Annotated in this window: 12 protein-coding genes; 5 read left to right on the forward strand and 7 right to left on the reverse strand. The window is 55.1% G+C overall.

The genetic code is table 11. From position 1 onward, the window contains the following. The first annotated feature begins 241 nt into the window (after nucleotides 1-241). Nucleotides 242-2746 (forward strand): hypothetical protein, encoded by a 2505-nt coding sequence (locus AC6IZD_RS16590; RefSeq protein ID WP_497784581.1) that lies wholly within the window; start codon nucleotides 242-244, stop codon nucleotides 2744-2746. Next, nucleotides 2743-6060, forward strand: a complete 3318-nt coding sequence (locus tag AC6IZD_RS16595) for a site-specific integrase (protein WP_497784583.1) — start codon at nucleotides 2743-2745, stop codon at nucleotides 6058-6060. Before AC6IZD_RS16590 ends, AC6IZD_RS16595 begins: the two co-directional genes overlap by 4 nt. 976 nt (nucleotides 6061-7036) lie before the next feature. Here the strand turns inward: AC6IZD_RS16595 and AC6IZD_RS16600 are convergent. The 4 genes from AC6IZD_RS16600 to AC6IZD_RS16615 all read right to left on the reverse strand — a co-directional run bounded on the left by AC6IZD_RS16600 (nucleotide 7037) and on the right by AC6IZD_RS16615 (nucleotide 8433). Further along, entirely contained in the window at nucleotides 7037-7282 is a 246-nt protein-coding gene (locus AC6IZD_RS16600; RefSeq protein WP_497784584.1) for a hypothetical protein, read from the reverse strand. Between the two features lie 75 nt (nucleotides 7283-7357). After that, nucleotides 7358-7783 carry a type II toxin-antitoxin system VapC family toxin gene (locus AC6IZD_RS16605; protein ID WP_497784586.1) on the reverse strand — a complete coding sequence of 142 codons (426 nt, stop codon included), beginning with the start codon at nucleotides 7781-7783 and terminating at the stop codon, nucleotides 7358-7360. Continuing rightward, on the reverse strand, nucleotides 7780-8094 hold the full coding sequence (locus AC6IZD_RS16610) for a type II toxin-antitoxin system Phd/YefM family antitoxin (RefSeq protein ID WP_497784588.1): 315 nt from the start codon (nucleotides 8092-8094) through the stop codon (nucleotides 7780-7782). Before AC6IZD_RS16610 ends, AC6IZD_RS16605 begins: the two co-directional genes overlap by 4 nt. Nucleotides 8095-8199: 105 nt before the next feature. Then, a complete protein-coding gene (locus tag AC6IZD_RS16615) occupies nucleotides 8200-8433 on the reverse strand; it encodes a hypothetical protein (protein WP_497784589.1) in 234 nt (77 codons plus the stop codon). 225 nt (nucleotides 8434-8658) lie between these two features. Here AC6IZD_RS16615 and AC6IZD_RS16620 point away from each other — a divergent pair, with 225 nt between their 5' ends. The 3 genes from AC6IZD_RS16620 (at nucleotide 8659) to AC6IZD_RS16630 (ending at nucleotide 12777) form a co-directional block, all read left to right on the forward strand. Next, a complete protein-coding gene (locus AC6IZD_RS16620; protein ID WP_497784590.1) occupies nucleotides 8659-8868 on the forward strand; it encodes a hypothetical protein in 210 nt (69 codons plus the stop codon). A gap of 179 nt (nucleotides 8869-9047) precedes the next feature. After that, nucleotides 9048-11453: a DEAD/DEAH box helicase gene (locus tag AC6IZD_RS16625; protein ID WP_497784592.1), complete on the forward strand. Its 2406-nt coding sequence runs from the start codon at nucleotides 9048-9050 to the stop codon at nucleotides 11451-11453. After that, a complete protein-coding gene (locus AC6IZD_RS16630) occupies nucleotides 11443-12777 on the forward strand; it encodes a ribonuclease H-like domain-containing protein (RefSeq protein ID WP_497784593.1) in 1335 nt (444 codons plus the stop codon). The genes AC6IZD_RS16625 and AC6IZD_RS16630 overlap by 11 nt, the downstream gene beginning before the upstream one ends. Nucleotides 12778-12882: 105 nt before the next feature. On the opposite strand, the gene AC6IZD_RS16635 is transcribed toward AC6IZD_RS16630, so the two are convergent. From AC6IZD_RS16635 to AC6IZD_RS16645, 3 genes are all read right to left on the reverse strand, one after another. Beyond that, a complete protein-coding gene (locus AC6IZD_RS16635) occupies nucleotides 12883-14019 on the reverse strand; it encodes a metallophosphoesterase (protein WP_497784594.1) in 1137 nt (378 codons plus the stop codon). Between the two features lie 98 nt (nucleotides 14020-14117). Continuing rightward, on the reverse strand, nucleotides 14118-14789 hold the full coding sequence (locus AC6IZD_RS16640) for an NAD(P)H-binding protein (RefSeq protein WP_497784596.1): 672 nt from the start codon (nucleotides 14787-14789) through the stop codon (nucleotides 14118-14120). Further along, the gene (locus tag AC6IZD_RS16645; RefSeq protein WP_497784597.1) at nucleotides 14786-15757 is read right to left on the reverse strand and encodes an SDR family oxidoreductase; all 972 of its coding nucleotides are present in this window, start codon (nucleotides 15755-15757) and stop codon (nucleotides 14786-14788) included. The genes AC6IZD_RS16640 and AC6IZD_RS16645 overlap by 4 nt, the downstream gene beginning before the upstream one ends. Nucleotide 15758 lies beyond the last annotated feature (1 nt).

Raw genomic sequence — 15758 nt, forward strand, 5'->3', positions numbered from 1 at the left:
GATGATGGGTCTCGGTAACATGAGTCAAGCAGATACCCATCCTGCAAGTTATCGTTAGCCGCCACAAGAGAAAGAAATGATTTCTGATGATGACTTGCCGATGTTATATTCCGCACAATAACTCTGATGAGCGATTTGCCAAATACCTACCTTCATTTCCCCGGGACGCCTTGTCGTAATGACGTACGCTAACGAATCTCACAACCCATTTGCCACGACCAGCTCGCCAACCAGATCAGAAGTGCTGCAACGGCTGCCTGATCCGAAAGATAGGCGATTGTTGGCACGGCTGTTCTTCATTGCCAAAGCACCGGCGCGACTCTACAGATTCGATATCCTGCTGGCCAACGTACGCGCGATCTGCAGTACTTGGAACGATTCCCCGTTCCGCGGCTTTCTGCCGAAGGGATTAGAAGAAGCGCTTCCCGAGCTCGAACGGATCACGGATCAACTGATCAGCATCCAGTTTCGCGCAGCTACAGAAATCCGTTACCGCGTCCAGTGCGCTCCGTACTCGGTTCTAACCTGTTCCCCGCTGGAGACCCCAGCCCCTGGCAGATATCATCTTCTTCAAGCGCACTTCTTACTGGCCGTCTATCTTCAGTTTCAAAACGAACTGGCTCGGATCAAAGAGAAACTAGACGAAAGTGATCGGAAACGTTATGGGTATATCGAAATTCGCTCTTGGCGCGATGGATTGGTTACGTACAACGCCAGTCTGGCTATCCGTGATATCGCGTTAGAACCCCACGGAGAAACGAACGAACTGGGCGGGAATTGGGCGAACGATCTTCTACAGAAACTTCCTCTCAGAAATCCGCCGCGGGAATTCGCTCGAGGGTCGCGCATACTGCTGAAGACGTTTGACCAATCCTTGGGATACAGCACGACAGGCGCTAATCCAGCGCTAAAAAGGCCCGACTACATTTCAGCGTTCTTAAGGTTAGCGCATAGACTTCGACGACGCTCCACCCGCCGTCACTTTGGTCGCATTGGAGGGGTACGCATTAACATCGCGCTCCAAGATCCTGAGGACGCAATCTATGTCGGCGAAACAGAGATTAACGATCCGTATGGAGACATAAAGCCTCCCAAAAACGCGCCTCCGCTCCGATTCACGTATCTCAGAAAGTCAGAGGAGCACGAAAGCTCTGAAGAAATGCTTCGTTCTGACAACTGCCCACAAGAGTTTCAGAACGAACTACTGCTCTCATGGAGAACAGCCAACGAGTTGTTCACCACCTCACGCTCCTCGTTCAAGGGTTTCTCTGTGGCGCAACAAAATCATGTCATCCGCCACAACAAGGTGTTTCCTTTCGCCAATGACCGACTTCTCCGTAGCGAATTGCGCTCGCTAGATCTTGAATTCCGGACCGCAATCGAGGGAATCATGTCCCGTTTCCCAACGATTGATGACGAAGAATTGATGCAGGTCGAGATCAGGCTCATTGCACTGATCATGCTCTGGACTGGTAGCTCCTTGAAACGAGTCGCCTCAGCTGTATGCATAGATCACGTGGGCGATGAGATAGCTGGTCAGGAAAAGGGGAAGCTCGCATTTGTGACTTCACTCAATTGTTTCAGGAGTGCGGTCGAGTTCCCTCATTATCGGCAAGTACAGGGCGATGGCGGCGATTTCGATCGAAGGCAGCAAGATTATTTTGTCGTCCCTGACAGTGCGAGACTTGGCAATCTGATCGCCCGGTTTAGGGCCGTGGTACCCAGGCTACACAGAGGCGAGGGAGATAGTGATCGAAGGCTGTTCAGGCACACTCCGGAAGCCTATCGTGAAAAGGTGTCAGAGCTATTGAAAGATGGCGGCGACCGACTGACGGAAACTCGGCTGTCCAACGCGTTGTTCAGCCAAGTCTTGAACAGCACCGGAAAAGACGTTGTTGCAGCCACAATGATTGGTGGCGCGAAATCGCAGCTATGCCGCGTGCCAATGTACTACGCCTGTCGCTCTCTGGAAAACATCGCAAACATCTATTCAGACGTCGTCAGCCAGTGTTGTGATCGGGCACAGAGTACGTCTCTTCCCCAAGAGGTGCTCATTGACGATGAAAGTGGCCAGGGAATCCATATAGGCGTTCGTCTTTGCCCCACCCGGGATGCCGTATCTCAGCTAATTGAGCACCTCAAAGACGCGCTGAGCGAGCCCATGAGGACCCTTGAAGATCGCCTTCTGTACCATAACGCGTACACACTCTATACCGTTTTGTACTTCGGCGTAGGTACAGCGATCAGAGCTGTGACAGACCCACTTGTACGACCATCCGAGATCAGCCCGGACACGGGCCTCGCACTAATAAGTGATAAGGACACCGATAGAGGAACAAAGGGCCGGCTTGCCCTAATAGTTCCTGACTTGAAACGCCAACTAGAGCACTACGCCGAACACATTGCTGGCGATTGCCCCAAAGATTGGCATTGTTACTTCATGAACGAGTGGAAGAAAGAGCCAGTCAGCCCGAAGACTATCGCCAATTATCTGCCACCATGGTTTCGGGTTTTCCCAACTGGATTCAATCGCCGATTTACATTTAATGAACTGTTGGAAGCCGACTGCCCGCCGGAGATTGTCCGTGTCCTTGTCATGGGACACGCGGTGCTGGGAGATGAGGTCTGGAGCAGGAACTCCACCTTTGCATACACGCCCGATCGATTGAAGATCTTGCGCGAACACCTCACAAACCTACTTACAGGATTGGGATTTCAGCCCTTTAAGAGCAAATGGAGACAATGAGCGAGCAAATACAGGCAGCGGGTGCACCCGCCCCGAAGTCCCTCTGGGACACCGGTGCTTTTCGATTCAAGGATGAGGAACTCTCTGCCGCCGACGACTTCAGAGAATGGCTGTCGGCAGTGCAGGACCTCGAACTGGCCTCCTTTATTGCACATGTACATGAGAACACTCCGGCGAAACGCTTCCCTGCAAAACACGTACTAGAGCTCGAAAGGCTTATATATCGCTGCTGCGATATTCCTCACGGCCGGTGGGTCGCATTGGAGCTGTTAGGGAAATGCATTTTTCACATAAACAATCTGGGCAAAGGTCCGATACCTCCCGCGCGGCTAGTCCAGCTGCTCAAACGCGAGCAGAGCACCTTGCGTTACGGCACAGTCTCGGCTCACTGGACGATCCGCGAGTGGAAGAACTGTGCAAGGAATTGGATCGACCGGCTGGCACACGAGAGTAATACAAAAGACAACATCCCCGTTTCGTTGGTCGTGATCGTATCGATCCTCGACGGCAGTGTGCTCGATGCGGATACCGCAATCGCATTAGTTGAAGCTTGTGCCGAAAAGCTCGATCGATTCGGCATTTCCAAGATTGGGGTATACGCAGATTTGCCTCTCGCTTGGCGGGGCCTCGATGCCGAAGAAACCCGGAGGTGGTACGGGAATTTAAGACTTGGTGCATTAATCGCGAGGGTCTCACCAGGTTCTGCCCAAGCACTTCTGGGAAGTACCTCGCGACGACAAAGAAGAAATGAAATCTGCCGTGCAATCTGGAAGGACTTCGCCACCGAGTTCGACAGCTACTTAAAGTCGCGCCCGATCGAAGTGGATGATCGATGGCGGCCACCATCAACGGAGCGCGGTCTGAGACCGAGATCCCTTGCCGCAATGATGAGGGTGATGCAGCAGGGACTTGTTACGGAGATTCCATCGCTCGTTCTCGAATGTTTATGTCGGCGCATCCACGGACGGAGCCTGTCCGCATCTGCCATCGGCCGAATCACCGGAGACCCACGGATTCCGCAAAAAGATGCTACCCCTCCGGGTGATGTGATCAATCGCCCTTTGGCCGCTGTCCTCGATGAGGATCGTAAGATTCCCACAACTCATCAGCTCGCAGTTGCTGCTAAAAGCAGCGAACTCGCAAAAGAATGCAAGGAACTCGCAGAAGAGATCAATGAAGAGGCTGAAGAGGAACCGTTCTGGCTTGTTTTCCTCCGCGACTGCTTCCGGAACGAAACTAAGTGGATGGAAATCGAAAGAAGACTGCTGAATTACGGAGAAGTGAAGACTAAATACGAGAACGATCTTCGCGTCCAAGCAGTTTCTGGCCCTTCCCAACCGGCTGGCGATGCAGTGTCCGAATTCTGTGCTCCCCCGTTTGGTCAACTGCTGGTTGATTTCGCCTGCGAACTACTTAGATACGAAGCTTCCAGCGGAAAGCGTTGGAAACCTCAGACCGTAGCTGGGTGTGTATTGACCGTTGGTCGACGGTTCGGCTGCTTCTTGGGGAACGAGGATCTCACGACGATCCCCACAGGAGATCTGGAGTCAAGATACCTGGACACAATCGAAAACGCGGCGCTTGAAAGCGTGAACCCCCGGAGCATGCAGCGTTCGGTGTCCTGGGCTCTCAAGGAATTCAATCGTTTTCTTAATCGGAGGCGACCAGGTCTGCCCTCGGTCTCCGAGTCGGTTGTGTTCAAATCATTCCGTGGCTTGATTGCGGTCGACGCGCGGATCGTGTCCCTGGAAGATTGTTTCGCGATCATCGACTGGGTCAAGGCGAACGTAAAAGACGTGCAAATACGAAACGCGGCGATCGCCGTTCTGATACTCGGCTTTGGGGCCGGACTCCGGAGAATGGAAGCATTTGGGCTGCGCCGGGTTGATTGGGACGTAAAGAGTGAGGAGTCACCACTATTCATACACGAGTGGGAAGGCCGAAAACTCAAGACACCAAACGCAAAACGATGCATTCCCGTCGACACCTTGATCCATCCTGACCTTCTCGACGAAGCCCGGAGGGCGATGGACGCGATATCAACCAATGACAATGACCCTCATCTGTTCGGAAGCATAGGCAGCGATGAGTCTCCACGAAACAGAGTTATTGCAGCCATTCACAAGGCGATGGGAGAAGTCACCGGCGACAGCACGATGCACTATCATCTGCTGCGGCATTCGTTTGCAACATGGACGATGCTTCGATTGTTAGGTGCCGATCACCCAATAATCTGCGAGCTGTTCAAAGATCGGCTTCCTAAGACGTACGAGTGGCTAACAGGTGTGGCAGAGTCGAAAGGCCAGGGTTCATCAAACTTCAGGAAGCGCCTATATGGAAACGAGACTATAGCAAACGACCATGCCTGGGCTTTGGCCTGCCTTCTCGGGCATTGCTCTCCGTCCTCCGTTTCAGTGGAACACTACGTGCATTGTCTCGATCTTGTGGCGCCTTACCTATTGGCGCAGGCTCTCGGTGGATATACAGAGGAGGACCTTCAAAAGGCGGTTGCACTCAAATCCTCCACTGCCTCAAACAAGCGCTCTCGACATCAGATGTCTACCGAGGATATGGCTCGTGAGCTAATTGCTAAGAGCTTCACTCGCAGCGCGAAGGCAGCGGCCAAAGCAAAACTGCAACCGACACAAGCACACTGGATTGAGTCGATCTACGAGTTGCTCCACTATCGCGCGGTCACTGGACAAGAGATCTGCGATATCGCACCTTATTTGGGGATGGATCCAAATCTAGCGGAGGCGATTTTCAGACGTTCGAAATGGGTGTTCCGGTCAAGTATTAAACAGAGTGGCACCGCACGATCATCTGCGAAGCAGATGTATGCCGATCCGGAGCTCTGGTTCCCTGCGCAGCCAGCCGATGAGCTAAAGGCGGAATACTGCAAGTTGGGCGATGAGATTGAAAAGCAGGTCCGTGAAAATCCTGCCCTAGCGCTCAACGCACTCCGCGCATACATCGGTAGCGCAGCATTGGGGACTGGAACCCGATTTGAAGATCCGGATGCGGCGGACAAACTCTGCACCTTCTTGAAAATGATCGGCGTTCGATATGCCGAGCAAACGGTGCTGCTGAACGGAGCCGCGCCCGAGATTGAAGCTATATGGAGAGAAAAGTTCGGAAGCCGGCTCAAGGTGGGCAACAGAAAGCATTCAGCAGGGCTGCATGCCATTGTCGAGGTCACATCCGGCGGCAAGGGCCAAACTCTTCACTTTGCGATGGGAATTGCGTTCCTCCGGTTCGGTGAAGGAACTGATTCGATTACCGGCGCACTGGCGGGCACGGATGACCGTGGCTAAACTTGTCGCGGAAGACTACTGTGCACTATTTGCAAATCAGAGTACTTCGAAGCAGCCAATACCCCCCTAGTATCCTTAAACTTGCCGTCTGCGATTATCGGACAGGTCTGGCCGATTAAGCCCACAGTTTGGCCGTTCCAAGTGATTGATAATTCGTGCCAGAGTTTCTTGTTTAACGGCACAGTTTTGGCCAACAGTCCGATCAGCGGGGAGAGTTTGGCCAACCTTCGATTCGGCCTGGAATATGTCGACTGGCCGGCCTTGCACTCGATGCCGAGCTCCTCTATCAACCGCGGCCACCGATGCCGCCATATTCTCCGACTTGGAGCAGATTGATGAAGGGATAGATGGATGGATGAAGGAGTGTCGGATCAGCTCATGCGGGCGGCAGGAGTTACGGGAGGGCCGGATGACTGGGAAGAGGAAGAATACCGGCAAGCAGGCAAGCTCCTCCATGGGTCCTCCATGGGATTAACGGGAATGGCTCTCTCAGATCATCAGGCGCCTTGAGCGAATAATAGCCGCTCGACGCGCCACTCAGGGATATAGGACATGAGTCGAGCATAAAGAAGCTCAGGCACTTTGCTCAACAGCTTTCCCGAATTGATGTGTACCAAATACGTAACCAATGGGCCGAAACCGAACCTCACCGAGCCTGACAGAACAGACGGGCGGGCCTTGAGCGCAGCCCGTAAATGCGGGCTTGCTGAACTTAGGAAAATCGGGAGCGCACTCAACGTGGTCAGCGATCCTTCGACTCGTTACTAATCGCAAAGGCTCAGTACTGAATCCCGCCTTGATGGTTCGGTGTCCTGCAATACTACATCGCCCGCAGGGGCAGCCCGAGACAAACACCAGAGAGTAATGCAAGCTGATTTCCTTAAGTGCTGAAACTGCACGCCAAAGTCATCCCCGAGTAGGCGGAACTAATACTCGCTTCCACTGCAACCGCGGCAAAATCGCACACGATGATTCGTCATCCAGTGTTCGCCGCGTCCTTCGCTGCAACAGCTGGATCAATCTCAACGCCGACGGCAGGCACATTAGCGGGAATTGCAGCGACGAAGTTGCCCCTTCCACAGCTCGGCTCGAGCACGACGTCGGAGTTCGTCAGATTGCCAAAATACCGTTCAATGAGGCGGTCGGCCGCCCACTGTGGCGTGAAGTACTGATCAAGTTCTTCCGTTTGTACCTCAGGCTCGAAAAGACTTGGAAAGGTCATGTTATGCCTCAAAAAGCAAAAGGCCCCGGAGAACCGGAGCCAGAGCGTTGCTTATCGCGTGAATCTAATGCGGGATCAATCCCAAGGATTGAGGATCGAAATTCCGGTAGGAGAAACGTCGTCTACGTTGCGGGTCACGAGGATCAAGTTGTGCTGCTGAGCGGTGGCGGCCAGAAGACCGTCCAGAACGGGGAGTTTGTGATTCTTCTCCGACTTTGCTTTCGCGGTCATCACTCCCCATCGCTCTGCAATGGGATCGTCAACGCTCAGTATTCGATCCTCAAATCTGGCCCGAACATCGGAAGCTAACCATGCTTCCAGTCTTGCGCGCTTGGCGGCATCCTGGAGCAGATTGATGCCTTTCCGAATCTCCCCAATGGTGAGCACGCTGATGAAGATGAGCGTCTCATCTGTCGAGTCCACCCACTTTACGACCTTCGGTTCTGGCTTTGGCTTGAAGAGCTCCGACACTACGTTCGTGTCCAGCAGGAATCCACTCACAGTTCAACATCCCTTCCATAGTCAGGTTCGCGCTCAAGATTCAGTTCCACTCCTGCGAGTGGGGACTGAGCGAAAAACTGGCTCAACGTTGTGCGTTGCTCTGCTCGCTTCGTTAATTTTCTATACTGTTCAACTGGCAGTACCACGACGTCATCTTTGCCTTGCTTCGTAACGATCTGTGGACCTTCGGCTCTCGCGCGGCGAATCAACTCGCTAAATCGGGCCTTGGCGGTTTGGACCTGCCAGCTTCGGTGCTCTTGCTGAGCGTTCTTCTTGGGTTTTACTTTTGCTTTCTTCTTGGGAACGGGCACGGTCACCTCCACTATGACTAGACTGACCAGATTATACTACGTTTCCAGCGTATGGCGCACCAAACCGGAGTCCGGTACAGTCGTACCGAACTTCGGTGTAGGCGGTTAAGCAAAGATTAGAAGTTGCTTGCACATCGCACGTTCTGCTGCTGCGCTGGGTATCTTCTCGACGTGATGCTCAATGCGGCGTGCCTCGGCCTGCCAAACCGCGACGCTTGCATCTGTTACGCCAGGACGAGGCGTGAACGAATCGAGCGTCGTAGCTGCAAGCCGCTTTTCGCGCAGGTCCTCGTAGCTATCGTATAGCTGAAGGCTTGTGACTCGTGCCGTTCCCCCCATTGCCCTACCGGAAACCTTATAGACAAGAGCCGGATGTAGCGATCCAAATGGACGAAGAATTCCGCCGACGGTCGATCAGTTCCGGTTTGCAGCTATCGGCTTCAATGAGCGGTTCGAACCAACTAAGGGATAGATAACCGCGCTGTCAGGAACACCAAAGCCCGCACGGGCCTATGTGGCTAGCCTAACTGCCTTATTTTCGGATGCGTCCTTCGCGAAGCGACGGTGATCACGACAGTACGAGTAGGGTCGGATAGTGATGCGTGCCGTCCGGCGTATCGGTATCATGGGCGCCGCGGAGCCGTGATTGCGCTGGTAGCGGCGCGAGCTAGGCGCGAAGAGTACGTCGGCCCGTGGCTGCCGGAAAGAACCCTGAGTTTGGCTTCCGAGATCGACCTCCTCGCGATCAAGCTGCGCTGGACCTTTAGGTTCTGAGTCATCAATACGCCGGGATAGTTCGTCCAACGTTGTCTCTAAAATGCCGAACACAGCCAGAATCGATCTTAGAAGTAGTCGAATCAGCAATTGCTCGAACTGCGTTGTTGATAGCCGGCGGTCTGGATGCTAAGCTAAGATAGCGAACAAAAGGCGAACACAATTCGCGGAGTTCTCGCATGTCTCAGTCAGCGCTCGCAAGAAATTCCACAACACTAGACACCGTTCGCCAAGTTCTAGGCAATCTTGCTGGCCGTCACACTGCGGACATGGTGCTGACTTGTGTGAGACAGATTCCGGCGCGCGAGGCGACGTTCCAGCCTATGCCGGATTGGGTGAGGAGCGAACTCTGCCAAGCGTATCGTGCGAAGGGGATCAACCAGCTGTACTCGCATCAGGCGAGCACGGCCGAGGTCGTTCACGATGGAAAGAACGTAGTCGTAGTTACACCGACCGCCTCGGGTAAGACGCTCTGCTACAACCTTCCGGTGTTGAACTCAGTACTGGAGAATCCCGATACCCGCGCGCTCTACCTGTTTCCAACCAAGGCCTTAGCGCAGGACCAGCTTGCGGAGCTGCATGATCTGGCGACACGCCTCGAAGATCGTTTCGGAGTCTTCACCTACGACGGTGATACACCGAGTGATGCGCGCAAGGCGATACGTGAGCGCGGGCACATTGTCCTCACGAATCCTGACATGCTCCATACGGGCATTCTTCCCCACCACACGAAGTGGATGAGATTGTTCGAAAATCTTCGCTATATCGTGCTCGATGAACTGCACACGTATCGCGGAGTTTTCGGCAGTCATCTCGCGAATGTTTTGCGCAGGCTGCGGCGCATCGCGAACTTCTATGGCTCCGATCCGCAGTTCATCTGCTGCTCCGCTACGATTGCCAATCCCGGCGAGTTGGCGTCGCAACTGATCGCGAAGGATCTTGAGGTCGTTCAGGAGAACGGCGCTCCTGCAGGCGAGAAACTGTTCGTCTTCTACAACCCACCCGTAGTCAACAAGAATCTGGGTATCCGCCGCAGCTACATCAACGAGGCTACCCGAGTTGCGAAAGAGCTAATTGCCCGTAGGCTACAGACGATCGTATTCGCGAACAGCCGTTTGCACACAGAGGTCATGCTCACCTATCTGCAACAAGCGAATAGACCAAAGCCCGGACAGTCGGAGCCGATCCGCGGCTATCGGGGCGGCTACCTGCCACGCGAGCGACGGGAAATCGAACGCGGTCTGCGTGAAGGGCACATTCGCGGCGTTGTCGCAACCAGCGCTCTCGAACTGGGAATCGACATTGGATCGCTCGACGCAAGCGTGATGGCGGGCTACGCGGGATCGATTGCATCAACATGGCAGCGCGCCGGGCGCGCAGGCAGACGCAGCGGGACCTCGTGTGCAGTGTTTGTCGCATCTTCGGCGCCGCTCGATCAGTACATCGTCCAGCATCCAGAGTATTTCTTCGAAAGCTCTCCTGAGCACGGCCACATCCAGCCCGACAACCTAGAAATTCTCATCAATCACCTGAAGTGCGCGGCCTTTGAACTACCACTTTCGCCCGACGAGCGATTTGGCAGCATCGACCTGCCCGACATCTGCGAGCGACTCGCGGAAGCAGGATTCCTCCACCGAAGCGGAAACAATTGGCACTGGATTCAGGAGAGCTATCCGGCGGACACGATCAGTCTGCGTTCGGTCACATCCGACAACTTCATCATCATCGACACGACCGGCGACGACGGCGGCAAGCCCGAAGTGATTGGAGAGGTGGACTTCACTTCCGCGCTCACGACAGTTCATCCGAAGGCGATCTACATCCATCAGGGACAGCAGTATCACGTCGAGCGCCTTGATTTTGATCACCGCAAGGCATACATCAAGCGCGTAAATGTTGATTACTACACCGACGCAATTCGCTACACACAGGTGCGCGTGCTTGAAATCGCCCAGGAAGAACTTACTCCCGGCCCCGCTGCGCGTTCGCACGGAGACGTTCTTGTGCGGTCGCAGGTCGTCGGGTTCAAGAAGATCAAATTCTTCACCAACGAAAACATTGGCTCCGGCAAACTTGAATTGCCGGAGAACGAAATGCACACCACCGCCTACTGGGTCACCTTGGAAAAAGCGCTTTTGGCGAGACTGCCTTTTTCGCTTTCAGAGAGGCAGAGTGGAATCTTCGGCCTTCTGCATGCCATGGCTTCTATCGCGACGTTGCTCTTGATGTGCGACCGGGGGGATATCGGAACCGCCGTCGGCGAACGGCCGCCGAGTGCCGGGTCGGCCGTCGAGTGGCAGGAGTTTTCTGCCTCGCCGGAAAGTGAGAAGGAGTTCTTCCGTCCCAACCTCTACATCTACGATGCCTATCCCGGCGGAATCGGATTCAGTGAGCCTCTCTATGGCATGCACGATCTGCTGGTTGCGCGCACGCGTGAACTGATCGAGGGATGTCCTTGCGAGAGCGGCTGTCCGTCGTGTGTAGGACCTGCGGGAGATAACAGCAAGCACGCAAAGGAAGTTGCCTTGACGATTTTGTCGCGGCTCCACGCCTCTGTTCTAGCGGAAAATAAAGATGCTGAGTAATCCGCAAAGCCCAACGCGTGACCGCTTTGCAGGATTGAAGGCGCTGCAACGCCCGTCGGCATCAGCGATCGTTGATCACGAACTCGTGCCGGTTGCGGACGATACCGCAGGCGACAGCGCGGTGACACTTGCCGCAGGGTCGGCGAGGCTTGTTTCGATTCTCGGTGCAACGGTAAACACCAACGGTTATGGCGACCACCTTCGCCTCCGCTGCTGGCACGGCACCAGCGCGCCGTGCACTCCGACAGAAGCGGCCATGCGTCTGTTCGCTCCGCAAGCTCACGAAGACGCGCTCGATCCGCAGCGCTGGCTCTTTCTCGACACAGAAACCACAGGTCTCTCAGGAGGAACCGGCACCTATCCTTTTCTTGTGGGCCTCGGTTGGTTCGACGGTGGAGGTTTGGAGATCGAGCAGTTGTTCATGCGCGAGTACAACGAGGAACAATCACTGCTGGCCGCGCTCGCTGAGCGGATGGAAGAGCGTCCGGTGTTGGTGACCTTCAACGGCAAGTCGTTCGATTGGCCCCTTCTCGAGACACGCTACCGCATGACGAGGAAGATCACTGTGCCCACTCCCAAGGCACACCTCGATTTCTTGCATCCCGCACGTAATCTCTGGCGGATCCGGCTCGGCTCGGTCAGGCTCTCGCGGTTGGAAAAACACGTGCTCGCATGGGATCGCGGCGACGATCTGCCTTCCGAGCAGATTCCGCGCATCTACCAGGACTTCGTGCGATGCGGCTACGCCGATCCCTTGGTCTCCGTATTTCTGCACAATCAGATGGACTTGCGTGGTCTCGCCGGACTCGCGATCCGGATAATGACGCTTCTAGCAGAGGGTTCTTCGGTTAATGACGGCTTCGAACTTTATGGCCTGTCGCGAATGTGCGAACGCCGCGGAGATACCAACCGCGCCCGCAGATTGTACGAACAGACACTTGGCGCCGAACTGCCAAAGGGGGAGGATCGCGCTGCTCGCGCATCGCTCGCACGTCTTGCGAAGCGCGATGGAGACTGGAAACGCGCACGCGAACTCTGGGAGAGCGTGCTCGGTAACTCGCGTGAGGGTTATGAAGCGTATGAGCAGCTCGCGATCTACTTCGAACATCAAGCGCGGCAACCGCAACGTGCGCTGGCCATCACCAACGAAGCAGTTTCACAACTCCGACGGGCGAACCAAACAAGGATGATTGCCGCAGGCGCCTATCGGTGCACAAAAGAGAAGTTTGAGCATCGACGCAATCGTTTGGCGTGCAAGGTAGCACAAACCCCGTCCAAGATGTTGCTCAAACACACGGGAGATAGTTCGCGATCTCTCTTTTAGAAACGCATTACTTCCGAATTGCCCGTTACACGCCCGGAACGCACGGAATCGCTAGAAGACTGGCTACATCCCAGCATTCATCATGATGACGAGGCGGTCAGGGATTCACTCTTTTGCGTTGGTTTGCACACGGCAAGACTTCAGCACGATGCGCAGCAACTCCCCGCGTTGCCAGAGTCGCATTCGCGGACCCCACGTCCCCGTTCCTCTCCCCACGATAACCGTCATTCCATTTACGGAGTAGCGTCCCGCCAGCAGCGGAAATGCCAAGCGCACGAGATAGCGGAAAGGCCAGATCTGCCCGTCATGCGTGTGGCCGGATAACATGAGGTTTGCTCCGTGTGTGGCCGCGACATCTGCGTGCGCGGGCACGTGCGACACAAACACCGTTGCCCCTGCAGGACGATTTGCAAGTGCGCGATCGATGGCACTGATGGCGTCCCGAGAGCCGCGGGTTCGGAATGCCGCATCGTCGATTCCGGAAATGACAAGTCCGGGCAAGGCCTCTACGTGCTCATCGTGCAGTACGCGGAATCCCGCCCGCTCAAAGACCCCAAGGATTGGGCCCGCCCCTGCATACATTTCATGGTTACCGGTCACAACAAACACGCCGCACGGCGCTCGAAACTGCCGCAACAAAGGTAGCCACTGCTCGTGCATATATTGGGGAGCTTCAAAAATATCTCCTGCCAGGATCAATGCGTCGGGATGCAAGGACTGGATCTGCGTCGCACGAGCGCTTGCCCAGCGTTCATCGAGCATAGGTCCGAGATGCATGTCGCTAGCAACCACGAGCACCGTACCGTCTGCTGCAGCAGGCAGGCCAGGCACGCTGACCTCGTAACTGGTGACCACAGGGCTTCGCACCGCCTGCACAATCGAAATGAAAATTAGCACACTGGCCGCACCGAATGTTGCCGTTCGAATCACTGGAGTCCAATGCACCAGCAACAGCCCGAACCCAGTGACCACATCGGCGAACAGAAAAGTGACCAGGAGAAGAAAAGCTACGCCGATCCAGTTAGCGCCCACGTACTCAAGCGCACGTGCAAAACCGTTGAGTTCAAAGTGTTCCAGAAGACGAGCTGCAAGATAGCTGGAAGCCAGGATAATGCCGCAAGCTACGACAGCCCAGGTGGGCAGATGGTGCGAGAGGACGGGAACTGAAACAAGCCGCCTCAACACGTAGGCGTTCATCAGCGACCAAACGAGTAAGGCAATGATCATGAACAAGGTACGCACGTTCTATCCATTCCGAGGGTAGCCTTGAATTCAAGCGCAGAGTGACAGACTCGCGCAGAAAGCCTGGAAGTACTGCAGAAGTAACTCGCCATCGACCTCTACGACGTGGTGGCTAAATCGCAGATGTTGGCCGGTTGCAGAATGTGCTTTGGAACACTATTTCTCGCTACCGCGAGCATCGCCTTCCCCAGCTGCTCTGTTGTAACGATGTGTCGCGGAAATGCTCTTCGTAGCATGGGAAGCAGCCAGCCGCCTAGTGTTGAGAACGCGCGATACGCTTTGGTTTTCGAGCGTTCGCCGTGTGCTGGTTCAATCGCTCCCGGGCGGAACATGTATGCATCCTTGAACGGCATGCGTAGAAGCGCATTCTCCGTGCGGCCCTTCACACGTGCCCACATCGAACGCCCCTGCTCGGTGCTATCGGTCCCCATGCCGGAAACGTAGGTGAAAACCATCCCACGATTCAGCCGCACGAGGGTTTCCGCTGCAGCAATCGTGATGTCGTACGTTATTTGTTCGTAACCCGCTTGTGTCATTCCCATTGACGAAACTCCGAGGCAGAAGAAGCATGCATCAAAGCCCTTCAGTTGTGGTTCCAGATTGCGGTAATTTCTGAGGTCATCGTGCACAATCTCGTGCAGCTTCGGGTGTCGTATGCCCGTGGCGTTTCGTCCAACTGTCACAACCCGGTTGACATCAGCGGCCAACAGGCACTCCCGCAACACGCCCTGTCCTACCATTCCCGTTGCCCCAAATATCAGTACGTTCATGCCTTCTTCACCTCCAGTGCAACCGGCCATGACACCCCAGTGAGTTCTTCAGAGACCTGCCATAGTCGCGTAGCTATCTTCTCGTCCTTTGCCTGCGAGGCCACGAATGACGGCTTCACTGCGCCTTTCAACTCGTAGAATCCGTTTGGGCCGTAATAGCCACCGCTCTCGGCCAACGGAGAGGTTGCGGCGAACAGTGTTGGCAAGGCTCCGGCAGCAGCGGAGTGCGAGAAGAAGATTGCTAACAGTTTGCTCACCTGCCACTTCAAACTGCGAGTTCCTTCCGACGCGGGACCGTTGGCTATCAGGTTCGTCAGTGCAAATCCCGGATGCGCAGCAAGTGCCATCAGTCCCCATTTGTTTGAAAGACTGCGGCGCTGCAGTTCGAAGCTGAACATCAGCATCGCTAGCTTTGATTGCGAGTACGCCTTCCATGGAACGTATTTGCGTTCCCCTTGCAGATCTTCGAAATCAATGGCACCGTCACGATGCGCTAGACTGCTCAGGTTCACCACGCGGGGACTACGTGCCTTTAGCAGCAGGGGCATAAGTCGAGCCGTAAGCGCAAAGTGTCCAAGGTAATTCGTTCCAAATTGCATTTCGAAGCCATCGACAGTCGTGTGACGAGACGGCAGAGACATCACAGCAGCGTTGTTCACCAGCAGGTGGAGCGGACTTCCGTCGGCTAGCAACCGATCCGCGCAGGCAGCCACTGAGGCGAGGCTGGCAAGATCGAGCAACTCATAGCGCACTTCCGCGCGCTGAGCCCGCGAGGCGATCTGGCGAACGGCCTCATGGCCTCTGACTGGATTGCGGCCAGCTACTATCACCCTCGCTCCCGCCTGGGCAAGCGCCAGTGCGGTCTCGAACCCGAGCCCACCGGTGCCGGTAATTAGTGCCATCTTCCCTTTCTGGTTGGGTATGTCATTCACTGTGGACGGCTTACCCCGTGACTGCTGCTGATCCATG

It is taken from the genome of Koromonas humicola (assembly GCF_059726255.1).